We start from the raw sequence: 15050 nt of genomic DNA, 5'->3' as shown, positions 1-15050 counted from the left end.
TCGTGTCCCGTTCGATCCAGCACCGCACGATCCAGCGCCGCACCTTCCTGGGCACCGCCGCCGCGCTGACCGTCGCGGCAGCCATCGGCACCGCACCGCCCGCCGGCGCCACCACCCGCGTCTCCACCGCGTTCGAACTCCCCGGCGACCGCACCTACCCCGAGGGCATAGCGGCCGACCCGCGTACGGGCGAGCTGTACGTGGGCTCGTACACCACCGGCGCCGTCTACCGGGCGACGGCCGGCCGCCGTACGGCCGAGGTCTTCCTGCCCGCGGGCACGGACGGCCGCGACACCGCCAACGGCCTGAAGGCCGACCGCGCGGGCCGTCTCTGGGTGACCGACTCGACATCCGGGGTCGACGTCTACGACCTGCGCACCCGTACCCTGCTGGCCCGCTTCGACGTACCCGGCGACGCGCCCCGCTTCGTCAACGACCTGGCGATCACCGCGGACGGCAGCGCCTATCTGACGGACAGCGTGCGGGAGGTCATCTACCGGGTGACACCGGCCGACCTGGCGCGGGCGGCCTCGCACGGCGGCCGCTCCACGCTCACCACCGCCTACGACCTCAGCGGCGTCGTGGCCCCGCACCCGTCCGGCACGTTCACGTTGAACGGCATCGTCGCCTCGGACCGCTTCCTGCTCACCGTCGACATGACCGGGGGCGCCCTCTACCGAGTGGACCTCGCCACCGGTGACGTACGCCAAGTCGTCCTGTCCGGCGGTGACTTGGTGAACGGCGACGGTCTGGAACTCGTCGGTGACACGCTGTGGGCCGCCCTCAACAAGACCAACACGATCACCCGCTGGCGCCTGTCGGCGGACGGCACCGCGGCCCGGCTGGAGCGGAGCGTCACCGACGCCGCGCTCCAGATCCCGACCACACTCGTGCGCCGAAACGGTCGCACCCTTGTCGTGCGCTCCCAGTTCGACAAGGGCGGCCCGATGGGACCGGGCACTCCCGAGACGCCGTTCACCGTCGCGTGGGTGCACGGCATCTGACGGGCCCGCTCCCAGTTCGACAAGGGCGGCCCGATGGGACCGGGCAGTCCCCGGACGCCGTTCACCGTCGCGTGAGCGCAAGGCATCTGACGGGCCCTCAGCCCACTCCGGCCAGCCGCTGTTGTTCCTCCTCCACGATGCGGCGGGCCAGCCCGCCGTCCGAGACGTCGACCGCGTCCGGGGTCGCCTCCGCCATGTCGCTTCGGCGGGCGTAGGCGTCGAAGAGGCGGTCCTTGTTCCGCAGGATGCGCAGCAGCCGCTGGTCCACGCTGTCGGCGGCCAGCAGCCGGTGCACCTGGACCGTGCGGACCTGGCCCATGCGGTGGGCGCGGGCCACGGCCTGGTGCTCCAGGGTCGGTTTGACCTGCGGCTCGCAGAGGATGACCACGGACGCCGCCTGCAGGTTGAGGCCGATCCCGCCCGCCTCGATCTGACAGAGCAGCACGGCGTGTCCGTCAGCCGCGGCGAAGTCGTCGACGAGACGCTGGCGGCGCGCGGCGGGGACCGCGCCGGATATCGGCCCGAGCGCATCCTTCCCGATGGCGTCGTGGACGGCGGCGAGCACATCCCGGAAGTACGAGAACACGACCACCTTCAGCCCGTTCTCGGCCGCCTCGCACACCAGCTCACGCAGCCGCTGGAGCTTCGCGGACTTCTCGGGATCGGCGTACGCGGCCCTGCGCATCGCCATGAAATTCCCGGCCTCGACCGCCTCACGGTAGGCCGCCCGGTCGGCCGCGCTGAACTCCTCCCACTCGTCGACCTGGAGGAGTGCGGGGAGTTCGGTGAGGACGTCCCGTTGGTTGCGGCGCAGATAGGCGGGGGCGACGGAGGTGCGGAAGGCGTGCGGGCCCGCGGCCGCACTGCTGTCGTGGATCGCCGGGAGCAGCTCGGGGCGCAGGTAGCGGACGAGGCTGCGGAACTCCTCGACACGGTTCTCCATCGGCGTACCCGTGAGGAACAGGACACGGTCGCAGTGACCGGCCCAGGCCGCGACCGCCTTGGACCGGCGGGCGTCCGGGTTCTTCACGTAGTGGGCCTCGTCGACGACGAGCATGCCGGGCGCGAGCAGGCCGTTTCCGGTCTGCGCGGGCAGGCCGCTTCCGGTCTGCGCGGGCAGGCCGCTTCCGGTCTGCGCGGACAGACCGCTTCCAGTCTGCGCGGACAGACCGCTTCCAGTCTGCGCGGACAGGCCGCTTCCAGTCTGCGCGGGCAGGCCGCTTCCAGTCTGCGCGGGCAGGCCGTTCGCGCTAGGCGCCGGCTCGGGCAGGCCGTTTCCGTCCGGGGCGGGCAGCGTGTGCAGTACCTCGTACGTGGTGATCGCGACGCCGCCGCGCTCCCGCCACTCGGCGTACGCGTCCTGCCGGTCGGCGCCGTGCACCGGCAGAGCCCGCAGAGTGCTGCGCGCACGGACCTCGCGGGTCCAGTTGATCAGCACGCCGGCCGGGCACACCACCAGGAAGTGGCTGTGCCCCTCCCCCGCGAGATGGGCGAGCGCCGCGATGGCCTGGACGGTCTTGCCCAGCCCCATCTCGTCGCCGAGGACGACCCGGCGCTGGGCCAGCGCGAAACGGGCGCCGAAGGACTGGTAGCCGCGCAGCGAGACCCGGCGGTGGGTGTCGTCGAGGGGCTGCCCGTGCACCCGCTCGGCGACCGCGGACGGCAGGAAGCCCTCGGCGGCCTCGACGGCACCCGCGCCCCGGGGGCGCTCGGAGATCTCGGCGAGCTGGCTGTAGTACTCCGTGGACCGCAGCTCGAAGTCGACCCACGCCTCGATGTCGTTCGCCGGTTCGCGCAGCAGGTCCGTGGCGGCCTGCGCGAGCAGCAGCCCGAGGTCCCGGGCGGTCGCGTCGGCCGTCAGCTCGCGGATACCGGCGACCGCCGTGACCGCGCCCCGGCGTCGGCGCCGCCCCGTGAACGCCATCCGCAGCCGTCCGGCGGCCGGGCGGGCCTCGGGCAGCAGCGCGCCGAGCCGCTCGTCGAGCTGCTGGGCGGCGTCCACGGCCCGCCGCAGCTCGGGACCGGCCTCGACCAGCTTGCCCAGCGCGACGACCAGCGCGGTGGTCCGGGGCTCGGGGCGGTCCACATCGATCCGTACGGACACGGTCTCCTCGACCGCCCGGGCGATCTGGCGGGCGGCTGCCAGCGCCTGGTCGGCGGTCTGGGCGCCGACTCCCGGGATCTGCCGCAGCGCATAGCGGCTCGCCTCGTGCACCGCGCGTACCGAGCCGAGCCCGGCCGCCTCGACGGCCGCGAGGCGAAGCCGCCCCTCGGTGACGTCCTTCAGCCGCGAGACGGGGATGGACTCCAGCTCCCGGGCGACGAGTTCGGCCCGCAGCGGCGCCAGTGACGTACGTACCGCTTCGAGGGCGCGCGCGTGATCGGCGAGCACGGTACGCGCGGCCTCGTGCAGCCGCGCGCCCTCCGTGAGCAGGGTCCGCACCCTGCGCCCGACGAGCGGTCCGCCCACCGCCCCCTCGACCCCCGCCATGACACCCCTCATGTGCCGTCCGCACCGATGCGCGCATCCTTCCATGCGGCGCTGACAGCGGGCGCCAGTGGGATCATTGGGGCAGAAGCCGACAAAGGAGGCGAAATGTCCGCCATCAAGGAGAGCGTAGACATCTCTCGCCGACCCGAGGACATCTACTCCTACCTGATCGACCCCACCCACCTCATCGAATGGCAGGAGAGCGTCGTGGCCGTACGGCCGCTGGACGAGATGCCGATGACCGTGGGATCCCGGGTGGTGGTGACCCGGCGCATGGGCACCCGGGAGTTCCCGATGACCATGGAGGTCACCGATATCGACCCGCCGCACGGCTGGCATCTGCGGGGCATCGACGGGCCCGTCAGGAGCGAGGTCCAGGGCACGATCGAGCCGCTCGGCGACGGCGAACGGTCGCGTGTGACCATCGACCTCGACTTCGAGGGCCACGGCATGGGCAAACTGCTGGTACCCCTGGTCGTCCGCCGCAAGGCACGCAAGGAAATGCCGAGGGACGAGCACAGGCTCAAGGAACTGCTCGAAAGCGGCGCCGCGTAGGGCGCGGGCCTGGGGTGGGTCGCCGGCATGCATCGGGGCCGGGCATGACGAAGGGGCCGAGCCGCCAAGTAAACCCAAGCTTGCCGACTACGGGCACACCGTGTTCGTCTCGACCCACGCCCTCGCCGACGACGTGACGGTCCTGCAGGACGGGCGCGTCGCCGGCCGCGGTGAACCGGCGGCGCCGCGCAGCGCGTTGCTCGGCGATGCCTACCGGCTGCGCATACAGTCGCCGTCGCGCTGCCCCTTGTCTCGGACGACAGCACCATGAACGGCGCCGCGAACAGCGCCCGGCTGGGCACGCAGTACGGCGCGAACGCCGACGCGGTCGCCACCGGGCTGCTACTGGTGCTGATCCCGGGCGTGGTAGCCGTGCACGGCACCGTCGGCGCGAGCCTTGCGGTACGCAACGTGGTGGGCGCGGAGGCCGGAGTGGGCGCGCTCGAGGCGATGCTGGGAGCGCCGTACACCCCGGCGTCCATCCCCACGGGACTGCAGGGCTACGGCCTGGTCGTCACGACCGGCCAGTGGGCGGTGATGAGCGGGCTGGGCGCCCGCCCTGCTCGTCCCAGCCGACTCCACCACGACGGACTCTCCGCTCCAGGACACCACGCTCATCACGCGCGCTCCGCACAGCTTCGACGTCACCGAGACTTCACCGATCCCCGGCTCTGCGCGGCCATAGTCGACCGGCTCACCTTCGGCGGCAACCTCATCCAGACCGGCACCGAAACCTACCGTCTCGCTATCACCCAGGCCCGGGCCGCCGCCCAGTACGCCGCAGCAGGATGACGCCGTCCCGGAGCATTGTCAGGGCCGGGAGCGCCTCAGGCGGCGGCCCAGCAGGAGGGCTCCTGTACCGGCGATCAACGAGCCGGCGGCGATGCCGGTGAGTGCGGTCTCGGCCCGGGCGTCATGGGTGGTTCCGGAGGCGGCCAGCGCAGGCCGGGCGGAATCGGCCGCCGTGGCGGCTTGGAGGACGAGGTCGGTGACCGCGTCGGGGTGGGAGACCATGGCCACGTGGGAGGAGTCGATCTCCACCGTGTGTGAACCCGCGCGTTTCGCCTCGAAGCGTTCCTGGTCGGGATTGATGGTCTTGTCCTGCTTCGCGACGAGGACCCACGACGGGATGTGCTTCCAGGCGGCCACCTTGGCCGTCTCCGAGAACGCAGTCGTTGCCGCAGGTCGTTGGGTGACCGCCATGACCCTCGTGGTGTTTTCCGGCAGGTCGGCGGCGAAGACCGGATGGATCCTGTCGGGCTTGAGGTACAGGTCTGTCCCGCTGACGCCGCCGGCCCGGTAGGGAACGGACTTCGTGGCGGTGCCGAGTTCGCTGGGGAACTTGGCCCCCAGGGACATTCCGCTCTCGCCCACGTCGGGCATCAGCGCCGATACGTACACCAGGGACTTCACCCGGGCGTTGCCCGCAGCGGCCGTGCTGATCACGGCGCCGCCGTATGAGTGACCCGCCAGCACGATAGGGCCCTTGATGCTGTCCAGCAAGGAGGCGATGTAGGTGGAGTCGCTGTACAGCCCGCGCAGCGGGTTGGCGGGAGCGATGACGGTGTAGCCACGGCGTTCGAGCCGTTCGACTACCCCGTTCCAGCTGGAGGCGTCCGCGAACGCCCCGTGCACCAGCACGATGGTGGGTTTGGTCGTGGTCGTGCCGCCGTCCGCGGCGACAGGGGCCGCCAGGGCCGTGCACATGGCCACGGCGCACCCGGCCGCCATGACGTGTGCGCGACGTATTCGGCGCCGTGAACCGGGGACCGGAAATGCTGCCATGCCGTTCTCGCTTTCCGTGAGATCTATGACACGGAGTGTTCACGCGTCCGCACCGGCAGGCTCGGCCAGCACTCCAACCGGGTGAAAGAAGGGGGCCTTAGGAGTGAATGCCGGAGGCAAAGGGTGTTCGGAATCCACGTCGTGCCCCTGTGAATTCCGATGACCGTCAGCGCCGTGCGCAACGCGCTGGCTCGACTGGCTGCTGACCTGAGGAGTGAACCCCGCCGAGCGGGTCGACGCGGACTCTTGAGCAGAGAGCCGACCTGCTGTGCCGGGTGCGCGCCAACCGCGTCCTGCCCGACCGCAAGCCACTTCGTGACGGATCACGGCCGAACAGGCCCACGCACCCCGCTCCAGGAGTAGGAAGACAGCGAGCTGCGCGACGGCTGAATCTGCTGCTGACGACCCAGCCCGCTCCCGACGCCACCGAATGACACCATCGGCTCCGGCACCGAGCAGCAAACGGTGGTCTCATCCCGAGGACTTGAGGCTCAACAACACGAGGTATGCAGCCAGCGTCCCCTACCGGCGAACCTGGATGACCGCCTGGATCGCCAGCGCTCCACAACTGGCCAGCGGCTTATCGATCCAGCCGGCGTACGGAGAACAACGGATGACGACAGATGACGAAACGTCAGAAAATCCAGCACGGATCCAGCCACGGGCACGCCAACGGGGCCGACCCCGACTCGGGCCGACCCCAACTGACCTGCACGTTTGCTAAATCACCGCGTCCACGATCTCGCGGCCGCTAAACGTTGAAGCGGAACTCCACCACGTCGCCGTCCTGCATGACGTAGTCCTTGCCTTCCATGCGGGCCTTGCCCTTGGCGCGGGCCTCGGCGACTGAGCCCGTGTCGACGAGGGCCTCGAAGGAGATGACCTCGGCCTTGATGAAGCCCTTCTGGAAGTCGGTGTGGATGACACCGGCGGCCTCGGGGGCAGTGGCGCCCTTCTTGATGGTCCAGGCGCGGGATTCCTTGGGGCCGGCCGTCAGATAGGTCTGCAGGCCGAGGGTGTTGAAGCCGACGCGGGCGAGGGTGGTCAGGCCCGGCTCCTCGGCGCCCACCGACTCCAGGAGTTCCATCGCGTCCTCGTCGTCGAGCTCGGCGAGGTCCGCCTCCAGCTTGGCGTTGAGGAAGATCGCCTCGGCGGGGGCGACCAGGGCGCGCTGCTCGGCCTTGAAGTCGTCGTCGACCAGCTCGTCCTCGTCCACGTTGAAGACGTAGAGGAACGGCTTGGTGGTGAGCAGGTGCAGGTCGTGCAGCAGCTCCTCGTTGCCGGAGCCCTGGACGATGCCCTGCGAGAAGAGCGTGTCGCCCCTCTCCAGGATCTCCTTCGCCGCCTCGACCGCCGCGACCTTGGGAGCGATGTCCTTCTTGATGCGCGACTCCTTCTGGAGACGCGGCAGGACCTTCTCGATCGTCTGGAGGTCCGCGAGGATCAGCTCGGTGTTGATCGTCTCGATGTCGTCCTTGGGCGAGACCTTGCCGTCGACGTGCACGACGTTCTCGTCCTTGAAGGCGCGGATGACCTGGCAGATCGCGTCCGACTCACGGATGTTCGCGAGGAACTTGTTGCCCAGGCCCTCGCCCTCCGAGGCACCCTTCACGATGCCCGCGATGTCGACGAAATCGACGGTCGCCGGGAGGATGCGCTGCGAGCCGAAGATCTCGGCCAGCTTGGTGAGACGGGCGTCCGGGACGCCGACCACGCCCACGTTCGGCTCGATGGTGGCGAACGGGTAGTTGGCCGCGAGCACGTCGTTCTTGGTCAGGGCGTTGAACAGGGTCGACTTGCCGACATTGGGCAGACCGACGATTCCGATCGTGAGCGACACGTTGCGACTTCCCGTACATGAGGGTGGAGGACGATCCACCAGTCTACGGCGTGCACGGACCCGCACCGGCGACGTGTCGAACGCTTGGCCAAGCTCTGCCCATCGGCCGTTGTTCCGCGTGCCTTCGGCGTGTCCCAGGGGCTATTCGACACATAAACCGACCTAAGTTGGTCCGGTGGAGCAACACAGGACGCGTCCCCCTCAGTACAGACCGCGACGCGGCATGCCCGTTCCCGCGCAGGCCGGGCGGGGCGCGGCCGACGGTGTTCGGCGGGGCTCCTCGGGGGCGCGGCGGCCGGTGCCGCCGTTGGTCCAGGCGGCGCGGCGGATGCCGAATCCGCGGCTGACCGGGCTGGGCAGCGGACTGTTCTGCAGTGCGTCGATGTTCGCGCTCGGTTGTCTCGACCAGTTGCTGTTCGGGGCGTCGACGACGGTGTACGGGGTGCTGTTTCTGCCGGTGTGCGCGCTGACCGCGGTGTGGGTGCGGCGGGGGGACCTGGTGAGCGCGCCCGTCGTCGTGCCGATCGCGTTCGCGTTCGGGCTGCTGCCGGTCGCCGACGGCGGCGGGGGGCTCGGGGGGCGCCTCATGGGGCTGGTGACCGGGCTCGCCTTCCAGGCGGGGTGGCTGTACGGGGGGACGCTGGTCGCGGGGGTCATCGTGACCGCGCGGAAGATTCGGCTCATGAGCCGACGGGCCGCCCAGCGCCGGGCGGAGGCTTCCATGCGTCGCCGGCCGACCTGAGGTCGGTGGTGGGTTTTTTCGCCGCTTCGCGGCAGGTTCCCACCACGCCCACCCGTCCTCGGCCGGGAGGTCGATGGTGGGTTTTCGTCGCTTCGCGGCAGGTTCCCACCACGCCCACCCGTCCTCGGCCGGGAGGTCGATGGTGGGTTTTCGTCGCTTCGCGGCGGGATTCCACCACGCCCACCCGTCCTCGGCCGGCTGGAAGGCTCAGCTCGAAACGACGCCGAAGCAACCCAGCTGCCGGAAGGACGGGCGAGACGCGCCACCCATCCCGGGTGGTGGGAAGGCTCGGCTCGGCGACGGCTCGGCTCGGCTCGGCTCGAAACAGCAGTGGTCGGCGCGGTGGACGCCGGCGCCGAGGCCGGCGGTCGCGCCCTGCCCGCGACCCCCTTCCCCGAACCGGGGCCTACCCCGCTGTCTTCGCCGCTCTCATCGCCGCCCCCACGATCCCGGCGTTGTTCTGCAGCTGCGCCGGGAGGATCTCCGCCTTGATGCCCTCGATCAGGGGCAGGAACTTGTCGGACTTGCGGCTGACACCGCCGCCGATGATGAAGAGCTCCGGGGAGAAGAGCATCTCGACATGGGCGAGGTACTTCGTGACCCGATGCGCCCACTGCTCCCACGTCAGCTCGTGGTCCTCCTTGGCCTTCGTGGAGGCGCGCTTCTCCGCGTCGTGCCCGTTCAGCTCCAGGTGGCCCAGTTCTGTGTTGGGCACCAGCTCACCGTCGATGAAGAGGGCGCTGCCGATGCCCGTGCCGAAGGTGAGGAGGATGATCGTGCCCCGGCGGTCGCGCCCGGCGCCGAACTGGGTCTCGGCGACGCCCGCCGCGTCCGCGTCGTTCAGTACGGTCACCGGAAGGCCGCCGAGCCGCTCGCTCAGCAGGGCGCGCGCGTCGGTGTCGATCCAGCCCTTGTCGACATTGGCCGCCGTACGGATGGTGGCGCCGCCGGTGACCACGCCCGGGAAGGTGATGCCGACCGGGCCGGTCCAGCCGAAGTGGCCGACGACCTCCTGCACGCCGTCGGCCACCGCGTCGGGCGTCGCCGGATGCGGGGTGAGCACCTTGAAGCGCTCCTGGGTGAGGTCCCCGCGGTCCAGGTCCACGGGGGCGCCCTTGATCCCGGATCCGCCAATGTCCACGCCGAAGATCTGCATGGCCCTACGTTACGACGTACGACTGACAGTCACGCGGTCGAGGGGTGCCGTCACTCGGCCGAAGATGCCGTGCCCGTCGTCCGCTGCTCGATCAGCGCCGCCGCCTCCGCGCGCAGATCGCGGCGCAGCTCCTTCGGCAGCGAGAAGGTGATGGACTCCTCGGCGGCCTTGACGAGCTCCACGTCCTCGAAACCGCGCTGCGACAGCCATTCCAGGACCTGCTCGACCAGGACCTCGGGGACGGAGGCGCCCGAGGTGACACCGACCGTCGTCGCGCCCTCCAGCCACGCCTCCTCGATCTCGTCGGCGAAGTCCACGAGATACGCGTCGCGCGCGCCCGCGAGCTTGGCGACCTCGACGAGCCGCTTGGAGTTGGAGGAGTTGCGGGAGCCGACGACGATGACCAGGTCCGCCTCCTCGCCCATCTGCTTCACCGCGAGCTGACGGTTCTGCGTCGCGTAGCAGATGTCGTCGCTCGGCGGGGAGATGAGCTGCGGGAACTTCACCTTCAGCGCGTCGACCGTCTCCATGGTCTCGTCGACCGACAGAGTGGTCTGGGACAGCCAGACGACCTTGGACGGGTCGCGGACCTCGACCTTGGCGACGTCCTCGGGGCCGTCGACCAGGGTGATGTGCTCGGGCGCCTCGCCGGAGGTGCCGATGACCTCCTCGTGGCCCTCGTGGCCGATGAGGAGGATGTCGAAGTCCTCGTTCGCGAAGCGGACGGCTTCCTTGTGGACCTTGGTGACCAGCGGGCAGGTCGCGTCAATGGTGGCGAGCTTGCCGGCCGCGGCCTCGTCGTGGACTACAGGCGCGACGCCGTGCGCCGAGAACATGACGATGGCTCCCTCGGGGACCTCCGCCGTCTGCTCGACGAAAATCGCGCCCTTCTTTTCCAGGGTCTGCACGACGTACTTGTTGTGGACGATCTCGTGGCGGACATAGATCGGGGCCCCGTACTGCTCCAGGGCCTTCTCGACGGCGATCACGGCGCGGTCCACGCCCGCGCAGTAGCCCCGGGGGGCGGCGAGCAGGACACGGCGGCCAGGCGAAGCAGTCATGCCCCCCATCGTAAGGCCGCGCTCGGCGGGTCAAAGATCGCCTCCTTGGGGAGACTGATGGGGAGCTGGGAGGGGTGGGGCCAGGCGCGACTCTCGGGAGGAATCGATGTCCGACACGGAGGCCTCGGCCGGCGCGGCGGACGAGGAACAGGAGCTGCGCCGCAGCCTCGGCTTCCGGGATCTCGTCGTCTACGGGCTGCTGTTCATCGCCCCCATGGCCCCGGTCGGTGTCTTCGGGACCCTCGACGCCAAGTCGCACGGGGCGGTCGCGCTGGTCTACCTCGTCGCCACGGTCGCGATGGCGTTCACCGCATTCAGCTATGCCCAGATGGTCCGCGTCGTCCCCCAGGCGGGTTCGGTATTCGCCTACGCGCGCGTGGGGCTCGGAAACGAGGCCGGGTTCATCGCCGGGTGGATGGCGATGCTGGACTATCTGCTCATCCCGGCGGTGGCGTACCTGTTCTCCGGGATCGCGATGAACTCGCTGGTCCCGGGCGTCTCCCGGTGGGTGTGGACCGCGCTCGCCGTGGTCATCACCACGCTGCTGAACCTGTGGGGCGTACGGGCCGCCGCTCAGGTCGGCTTCCTGGTGCTCGCGATGGAAATCGTGGTCCTCCTTGTCTTCGTCGTGTCGGCGATCGTCATGCTCGCGCGCCACGGGGCCCACCGCGACTGGCTGTCACCGCTGTCCGGGGACGGCACACAGGGCGCGTTCGCGCTGTCCGCGGTGATCGGTGCCGTCTCGGTCGCCGTGCTGTCGTATCTGGGCTTCGACGCGATCGCGACCTTCGCGGAGGAGGTCACGGGCGGCTCGGAGAAGGTGGCCCGCGCGGTGCTGTTCTGCCTGGTGCTGGCGGGTGTGCTGTTCGTGGCGCAGACGTATCTGGTGGCGTTGCTGGAGCCGCTGTCGTCCGCGCGGCTCGCCGCCGACCCCGGCAAGCAGGGGTCTGCCTTCTACGACGCGGTGGACTCCTCGGTCGGTTCGTGGCTGCACAACCTGGTGGCCGTGAGCAAGGCGATCGGCGCGGCGTTCGCGGCGCTCGCCGGGCAGGCCGCGGCCGGGCGCCTCGTCTTCGCGATGGCCCGTGACCGCCGGCTGCCGCGGGCGCTGTCGCGGACCGACGCGGGAGTGCCGCGGGCGGCGCTGCTGTGCGCGGCCGTCATCACGCTGGTCGCCGCGGTCTGGGCCGCCTGCCGCGACGACGGCCTCGACAAGCTGGTGTCCGTGGTCGACATCGGCGCGCTGACCGCGTTCACGCTGCTGCACGCGAGCGTGGTGGGCTGGTTCGCCGTACGCCGCCGGGGAGGCCCCGTGGTGTGGTGGCGGCACGTCCTGGTCCCGGTCCTCGGCGCCGCGATCACCATCGCGGTCATCGTCGAGGCGTCGGGGACGGCCCAAGTGGTGGGGGCGATCTGGCTGGTGGTGGGACTGGCGGTGCTGGTGGCCCAGCGCGGGCGGGTCACCCCGGAGGCGTAGCCGTTCCAGCTGCGGGCCATCGTGCCGCCAGGGTGGCACGGGTGGGGCAGAGGCACCGGTGCCAGGCGCGTTCGGAACGGCCACGGCACGAGTGCGGGCACTGTCGGTGGCGGCCGTTACGCTCGGGCGCATGGCACTCAACACGTCCGCGGACGCCCCGCTGCCCGTCGGCGAGGTGTCGCGGCTCATCGGGGGATGGATCGACCGGCTCGGCGCGGTGTGGGTCGAGGGGCAGATCACCCAGTTGTCGCGGCGCCCGGGCGCGGGCGTCGTCTTCCTGACGCTGCGCGATCCGTCGTACGACATCTCCGTGAGCGTGACCTGCTATCGGCAGGTGTTCGACGCGGTGGCCGACGTGGTGAGCGAGGGCGCCCGCGTCGTCGTCCACGCGAAGCCTGAGTGGTATGCGCCGCGGGGACAGCTGTCGTTGCGGGCCGCCGAGATCAAGCCGGTCGGGGTCGGGGAACTCCTCGCCCGGCTCGAGCAGTTGAAGAAGTCGCTGGCGAGTGAGGGCCTGTTCGCGCCCGAGCGCAAGAAGGCGCTGCCCTTCCTGCCGCAGCTCATCGGGCTGGTCTGCGGGCGGGCGTCCGCCGCCGAGCGGGACGTGCTGGAGAACGCGCGGCACCGCTGGCCCGCCGTCCGCTTCGAGGTGCGCAACGTCGCCGTGCAGGGCGTGCACGCCGTTCCACAGGTCGTGCAGGCCGTGAAGGATCTGGACGCGCTCGACGACGTCGACGTGATCATCGTGGCGCGGGGCGGCGGCAGCGTGGAGGACCTGCTGCCGTTCTCCGACGAGCAGCTCGTACGGGCGGTCGCGTCCTGCCGTACGCCCGTCGTGTCGGCCATCGGACACGAGCCCGACAATCCGCTGCTCGACCACGTGGCCGACCTGCGCGCGTCCACGCCGACCGACGCCGCCAAGAAGGTCGTACCGGACGTCGGCGAGGAGTACGAGCGGGTGCGGTTCCTTCGGGACCGGGCGCGGCGCTGTGTGCGGTCGTTCATCGAGCGGGAGGAGCGCGGGCTCGCGCACGCGCTGGCCCGGCCCTCGATAGAGGATCCGCACCGCATGGTCGACGAGCGGGCGGACCAGGTCGCCTCGATGCTCGACCGGGGCCGGCGCTGCCTCGGGCACCAGCTCGACCGCGCCGACTCGGAGCTGACGCACACCCACGCGCGCGTGGTGGCCCTCTCCCCCGCCGCGACCCTCCAGCGGGGGTACGCGGTGCTGCAGCGGGCCGACGGTCATGTGGTCCGGGACCCGGCGGAGGTCACGGCGGACGAGCCGCTGCGGGCGCGGGTCGCCGAGGGCGAATTCACGGTTCGAGTCGATGCATAGGGTGGGCGCATGACCAGCAAGGTGGACGAGGCGCTCGGGTACGAGCAGGCACGGGACGAGCTGATCGAGGTCGTACGCCGTCTGGAGGCGGGCGGTACGACCCTCGAGGAATCCCTCGCGCTCTGGGAGAGGGGCGAGGAGCTGGCGAAGGTCTGCCGGCGCTGGCTGGAGGGCGCGCGGGCCCGGCTGGACGCGGCGCTGGCCGAGGAGGAGTCGGAGAAAGGTGAGGACACCGACTCCGAGTGAGCGTCCATCGGCGCCCGGCCGACGTGATCGGTCCGGCACCCGGCCTACGTGATCACCCCGGCGACCGGGCGACATGGTCAGCCCGGCGACCTGCCCCTGAGCGGCGACCGGCCCGCGTAAGCGAGGGCCGAGCCACGTAAGCGGCGGCTGCCCGCGTAAGCGACATCCGGCCCACGTCAGCGGCGGCTCTCCCGCGTAAGCGACATCCGGCCCACGTCAGCGGCGGCTCTCCCGCGTAAGCGACTCCCGCCCACTCAAGCGCTGGCCGCCCATGCCCAGCACGGGCCCGCATGAGCCGCGGTCGCCGACGTCCGGCTACGGCCCGCGTGAGCCGAGGTCGCCGACGTCCCCCTCCGGCCCGCGCCACCCATGGCCGCCCATGCCCCAGCAATCGGCCCCGCGTAAGCGGCGGCCCGCCCTCCCCAGGCATGACGGCGGTCGCGCCCACCCCCTCTTGACCTGTGAAGCGGATCACCTCGCCCCTTTTTGGTTGAACTTTAAACCTCTTCGACGTACTGTCGGTGTTGTCAGCCGACCCCCCGGATCCACCGGACTTCCCGAGAAGGTTTGTCATGTCTCTCGTTCTTGACCCCACCGCCCAGGACCTGCTGTTCCGCGAGGCCCGCACCGCGAACACGTTCACCGACGAGCAGGTGACCGACGAGCAGGTGCAGGCGATCTACGACCTGGTCAAGTACGGCCCGACCGCCTTCAACCAGTCGCCGCTGCGCATCACCCTGGTCCGCTCCGCCGAGGCCCGCGAGCGTCTCGTCCCGCACCTGGCCGAGGCCAACCAGCCGAAGACCGCCGCCGCCCCGCTGGTCGCGATCCTCTCCGCGGACAACGAGTTCCACGAGGAGCTGCCGACCCTCTTCCCGCACTTCCCGGCCGCCAAGGACGTCTTCTTCGCCGAGCGCCCGGCTCGTGAGGGTGCCGCCGCCCTGAACGCCGCGCTGCAGGCCGCGTACTTCATCATCGGCGTCCGCGCGGCGGGCCTGGCCGCCGGCCCGATGACCGGCTTCGACTTCGCCGGCGTCCAGAAGGAGTTCCTGGACGGCGACCACACCCCGCTGATGATCGTCAATATCGGCAAGCCGGGCGAGGACGCCTGGTTCCCGCGCTCCCCGCGCCTGGCGGCCGAAGAGGTCATCACGACCGTCTGATCCGGTCGTACGCCAGCCGGACGCCAGCCGGACGCCAGCCGGACTTACCCGAGTGAGGGGGCCCCGGGTGTTGTGCGGGGGGCCACACTCGCGTCCATGGCGGTTTACACGTGTTAAGCGCCGGCGCCCAAATTGTGAGTGCCGCGGACGACGCCGGGGCGGGGACCCCGGGCGTGGCGCCCCGGGCCCAG

Annotated in this window: 12 protein-coding genes and 1 pseudogene; 8 read left to right on the top strand and 5 right to left on the bottom strand. The window is 70.8% G+C overall.

What is annotated here, in order from left to right; genetic code table 11:
• The first annotated feature begins 2 nt into the window (after window positions 1–2).
• Window positions 3–1004 (top strand): superoxide dismutase, encoded by a 1002-nt coding sequence (locus AB0D27_RS09965; protein ID WP_362504742.1) that lies wholly within the window; start codon window positions 3–5, stop codon window positions 1002–1004.
• Between the two features lie 97 nt (window positions 1005–1101).
• On the opposite strand, the gene AB0D27_RS09960 is transcribed toward AB0D27_RS09965, so the two are convergent.
• Complete coding sequence (locus AB0D27_RS09960; protein ID WP_362504739.1) at window positions 1102–3495, bottom strand: DEAD/DEAH box helicase; 2394 nt, start codon at window positions 3493–3495, stop codon at window positions 1102–1104.
• Window positions 3496–3600: 105 nt separating this feature from the next.
• Here AB0D27_RS09960 and AB0D27_RS09955 point away from each other — a divergent pair, with 105 nt between their 5' ends.
• Together AB0D27_RS09955 and AB0D27_RS09950 are read left to right on the top strand one after the other, a co-directional pair.
• Entirely contained in the window at window positions 3601–4050 is a 450-nt protein-coding gene (locus AB0D27_RS09955) for an SRPBCC family protein (protein WP_362504736.1), read from the top strand.
• A 648-nt stretch (window positions 4051–4698) separates the two neighbouring features.
• Window positions 4699–4842 (top strand): annotated as a pseudogene (locus tag AB0D27_RS09950) (AAA family ATPase); the annotation flags it as partial.
• A gap of 18 nt (window positions 4843–4860) precedes the next feature.
• On the opposite strand, the gene AB0D27_RS09945 reads toward AB0D27_RS09950, so the two are convergent.
• Together AB0D27_RS09945 and ychF are read right to left on the bottom strand one after the other, a co-directional pair.
• On the bottom strand, window positions 4861–5835 hold the full coding sequence (locus AB0D27_RS09945; protein ID WP_362504733.1) for an alpha/beta hydrolase: 975 nt from the start codon (window positions 5833–5835) through the stop codon (window positions 4861–4863).
• A gap of 751 nt (window positions 5836–6586) precedes the next feature.
• Window positions 6587–7675: a redox-regulated ATPase YchF gene (gene ychF, locus AB0D27_RS09940; protein ID WP_362504730.1), complete on the bottom strand. Its 1089-nt coding sequence runs from the start codon at window positions 7673–7675 to the stop codon at window positions 6587–6589.
• Window positions 7676–7850: 175 nt separating this feature from the next.
• On the opposite strand from ychF, the gene AB0D27_RS09935 reads away from it, so the two are divergent.
• Complete coding sequence (locus tag AB0D27_RS09935; protein WP_362504727.1) at window positions 7851–8417, top strand: DUF6542 domain-containing protein; 567 nt, start codon at window positions 7851–7853, stop codon at window positions 8415–8417.
• A 406-nt stretch (window positions 8418–8823) separates the two neighbouring features.
• Here AB0D27_RS09935 and ppgK read toward each other — a convergent pair whose 3' ends face one another.
• A complete protein-coding gene (gene ppgK / locus AB0D27_RS09930; protein WP_362504724.1) occupies window positions 8824–9573 on the bottom strand; it encodes a polyphosphate--glucose phosphotransferase in 750 nt (249 codons plus the stop codon).
• Between the two features lie 50 nt (window positions 9574–9623).
• The gene (locus tag AB0D27_RS09925; protein ID WP_362504721.1) at window positions 9624–10643 is read right to left on the bottom strand and encodes a 4-hydroxy-3-methylbut-2-enyl diphosphate reductase; all 1020 of its coding nucleotides are present in this window, start codon (window positions 10641–10643) and stop codon (window positions 9624–9626) included.
• A 97-nt stretch (window positions 10644–10740) separates the two neighbouring features.
• Here AB0D27_RS09925 and AB0D27_RS09920 point away from each other — a divergent pair, with 97 nt between their 5' ends.
• From AB0D27_RS09920 to AB0D27_RS09905, 4 genes are all read left to right on the top strand, one after another.
• Window positions 10741–12111 carry an APC family permease gene (locus tag AB0D27_RS09920; RefSeq protein ID WP_362504718.1) on the top strand — a complete coding sequence of 457 codons (1371 nt, stop codon included), beginning with the start codon at window positions 10741–10743 and terminating at the stop codon, window positions 12109–12111.
• A gap of 130 nt (window positions 12112–12241) precedes the next feature.
• Window positions 12242–13450: an exodeoxyribonuclease VII large subunit gene (gene xseA / locus AB0D27_RS09915; protein WP_362504715.1), complete on the top strand. Its 1209-nt coding sequence runs from the start codon at window positions 12242–12244 to the stop codon at window positions 13448–13450.
• Window positions 13451–13459: 9 nt separating this feature from the next.
• A complete protein-coding gene (locus tag AB0D27_RS09910; RefSeq protein ID WP_362504712.1) occupies window positions 13460–13696 on the top strand; it encodes an exodeoxyribonuclease VII small subunit in 237 nt (78 codons plus the stop codon).
• Window positions 13697–14268: 572 nt separating this feature from the next.
• Window positions 14269–14859 (top strand): malonic semialdehyde reductase, encoded by a 591-nt coding sequence (locus tag AB0D27_RS09905; RefSeq protein WP_362504709.1) that lies wholly within the window; start codon window positions 14269–14271, stop codon window positions 14857–14859.
• Window positions 14860–15050 lie beyond the last annotated feature (191 nt).

The sequence above is a fragment of the Streptomyces sp. NPDC048415 genome (genome assembly GCF_040651675.1).
In the GTDB taxonomy this organism is placed as follows: Bacteria; Actinomycetota; Actinomycetes; order Streptomycetales; family Streptomycetaceae; genus Streptomyces.
Note: the sequence above shows the minus strand (reverse complement) of the source record. Positions and strands in the feature narration are given on the sequence as shown.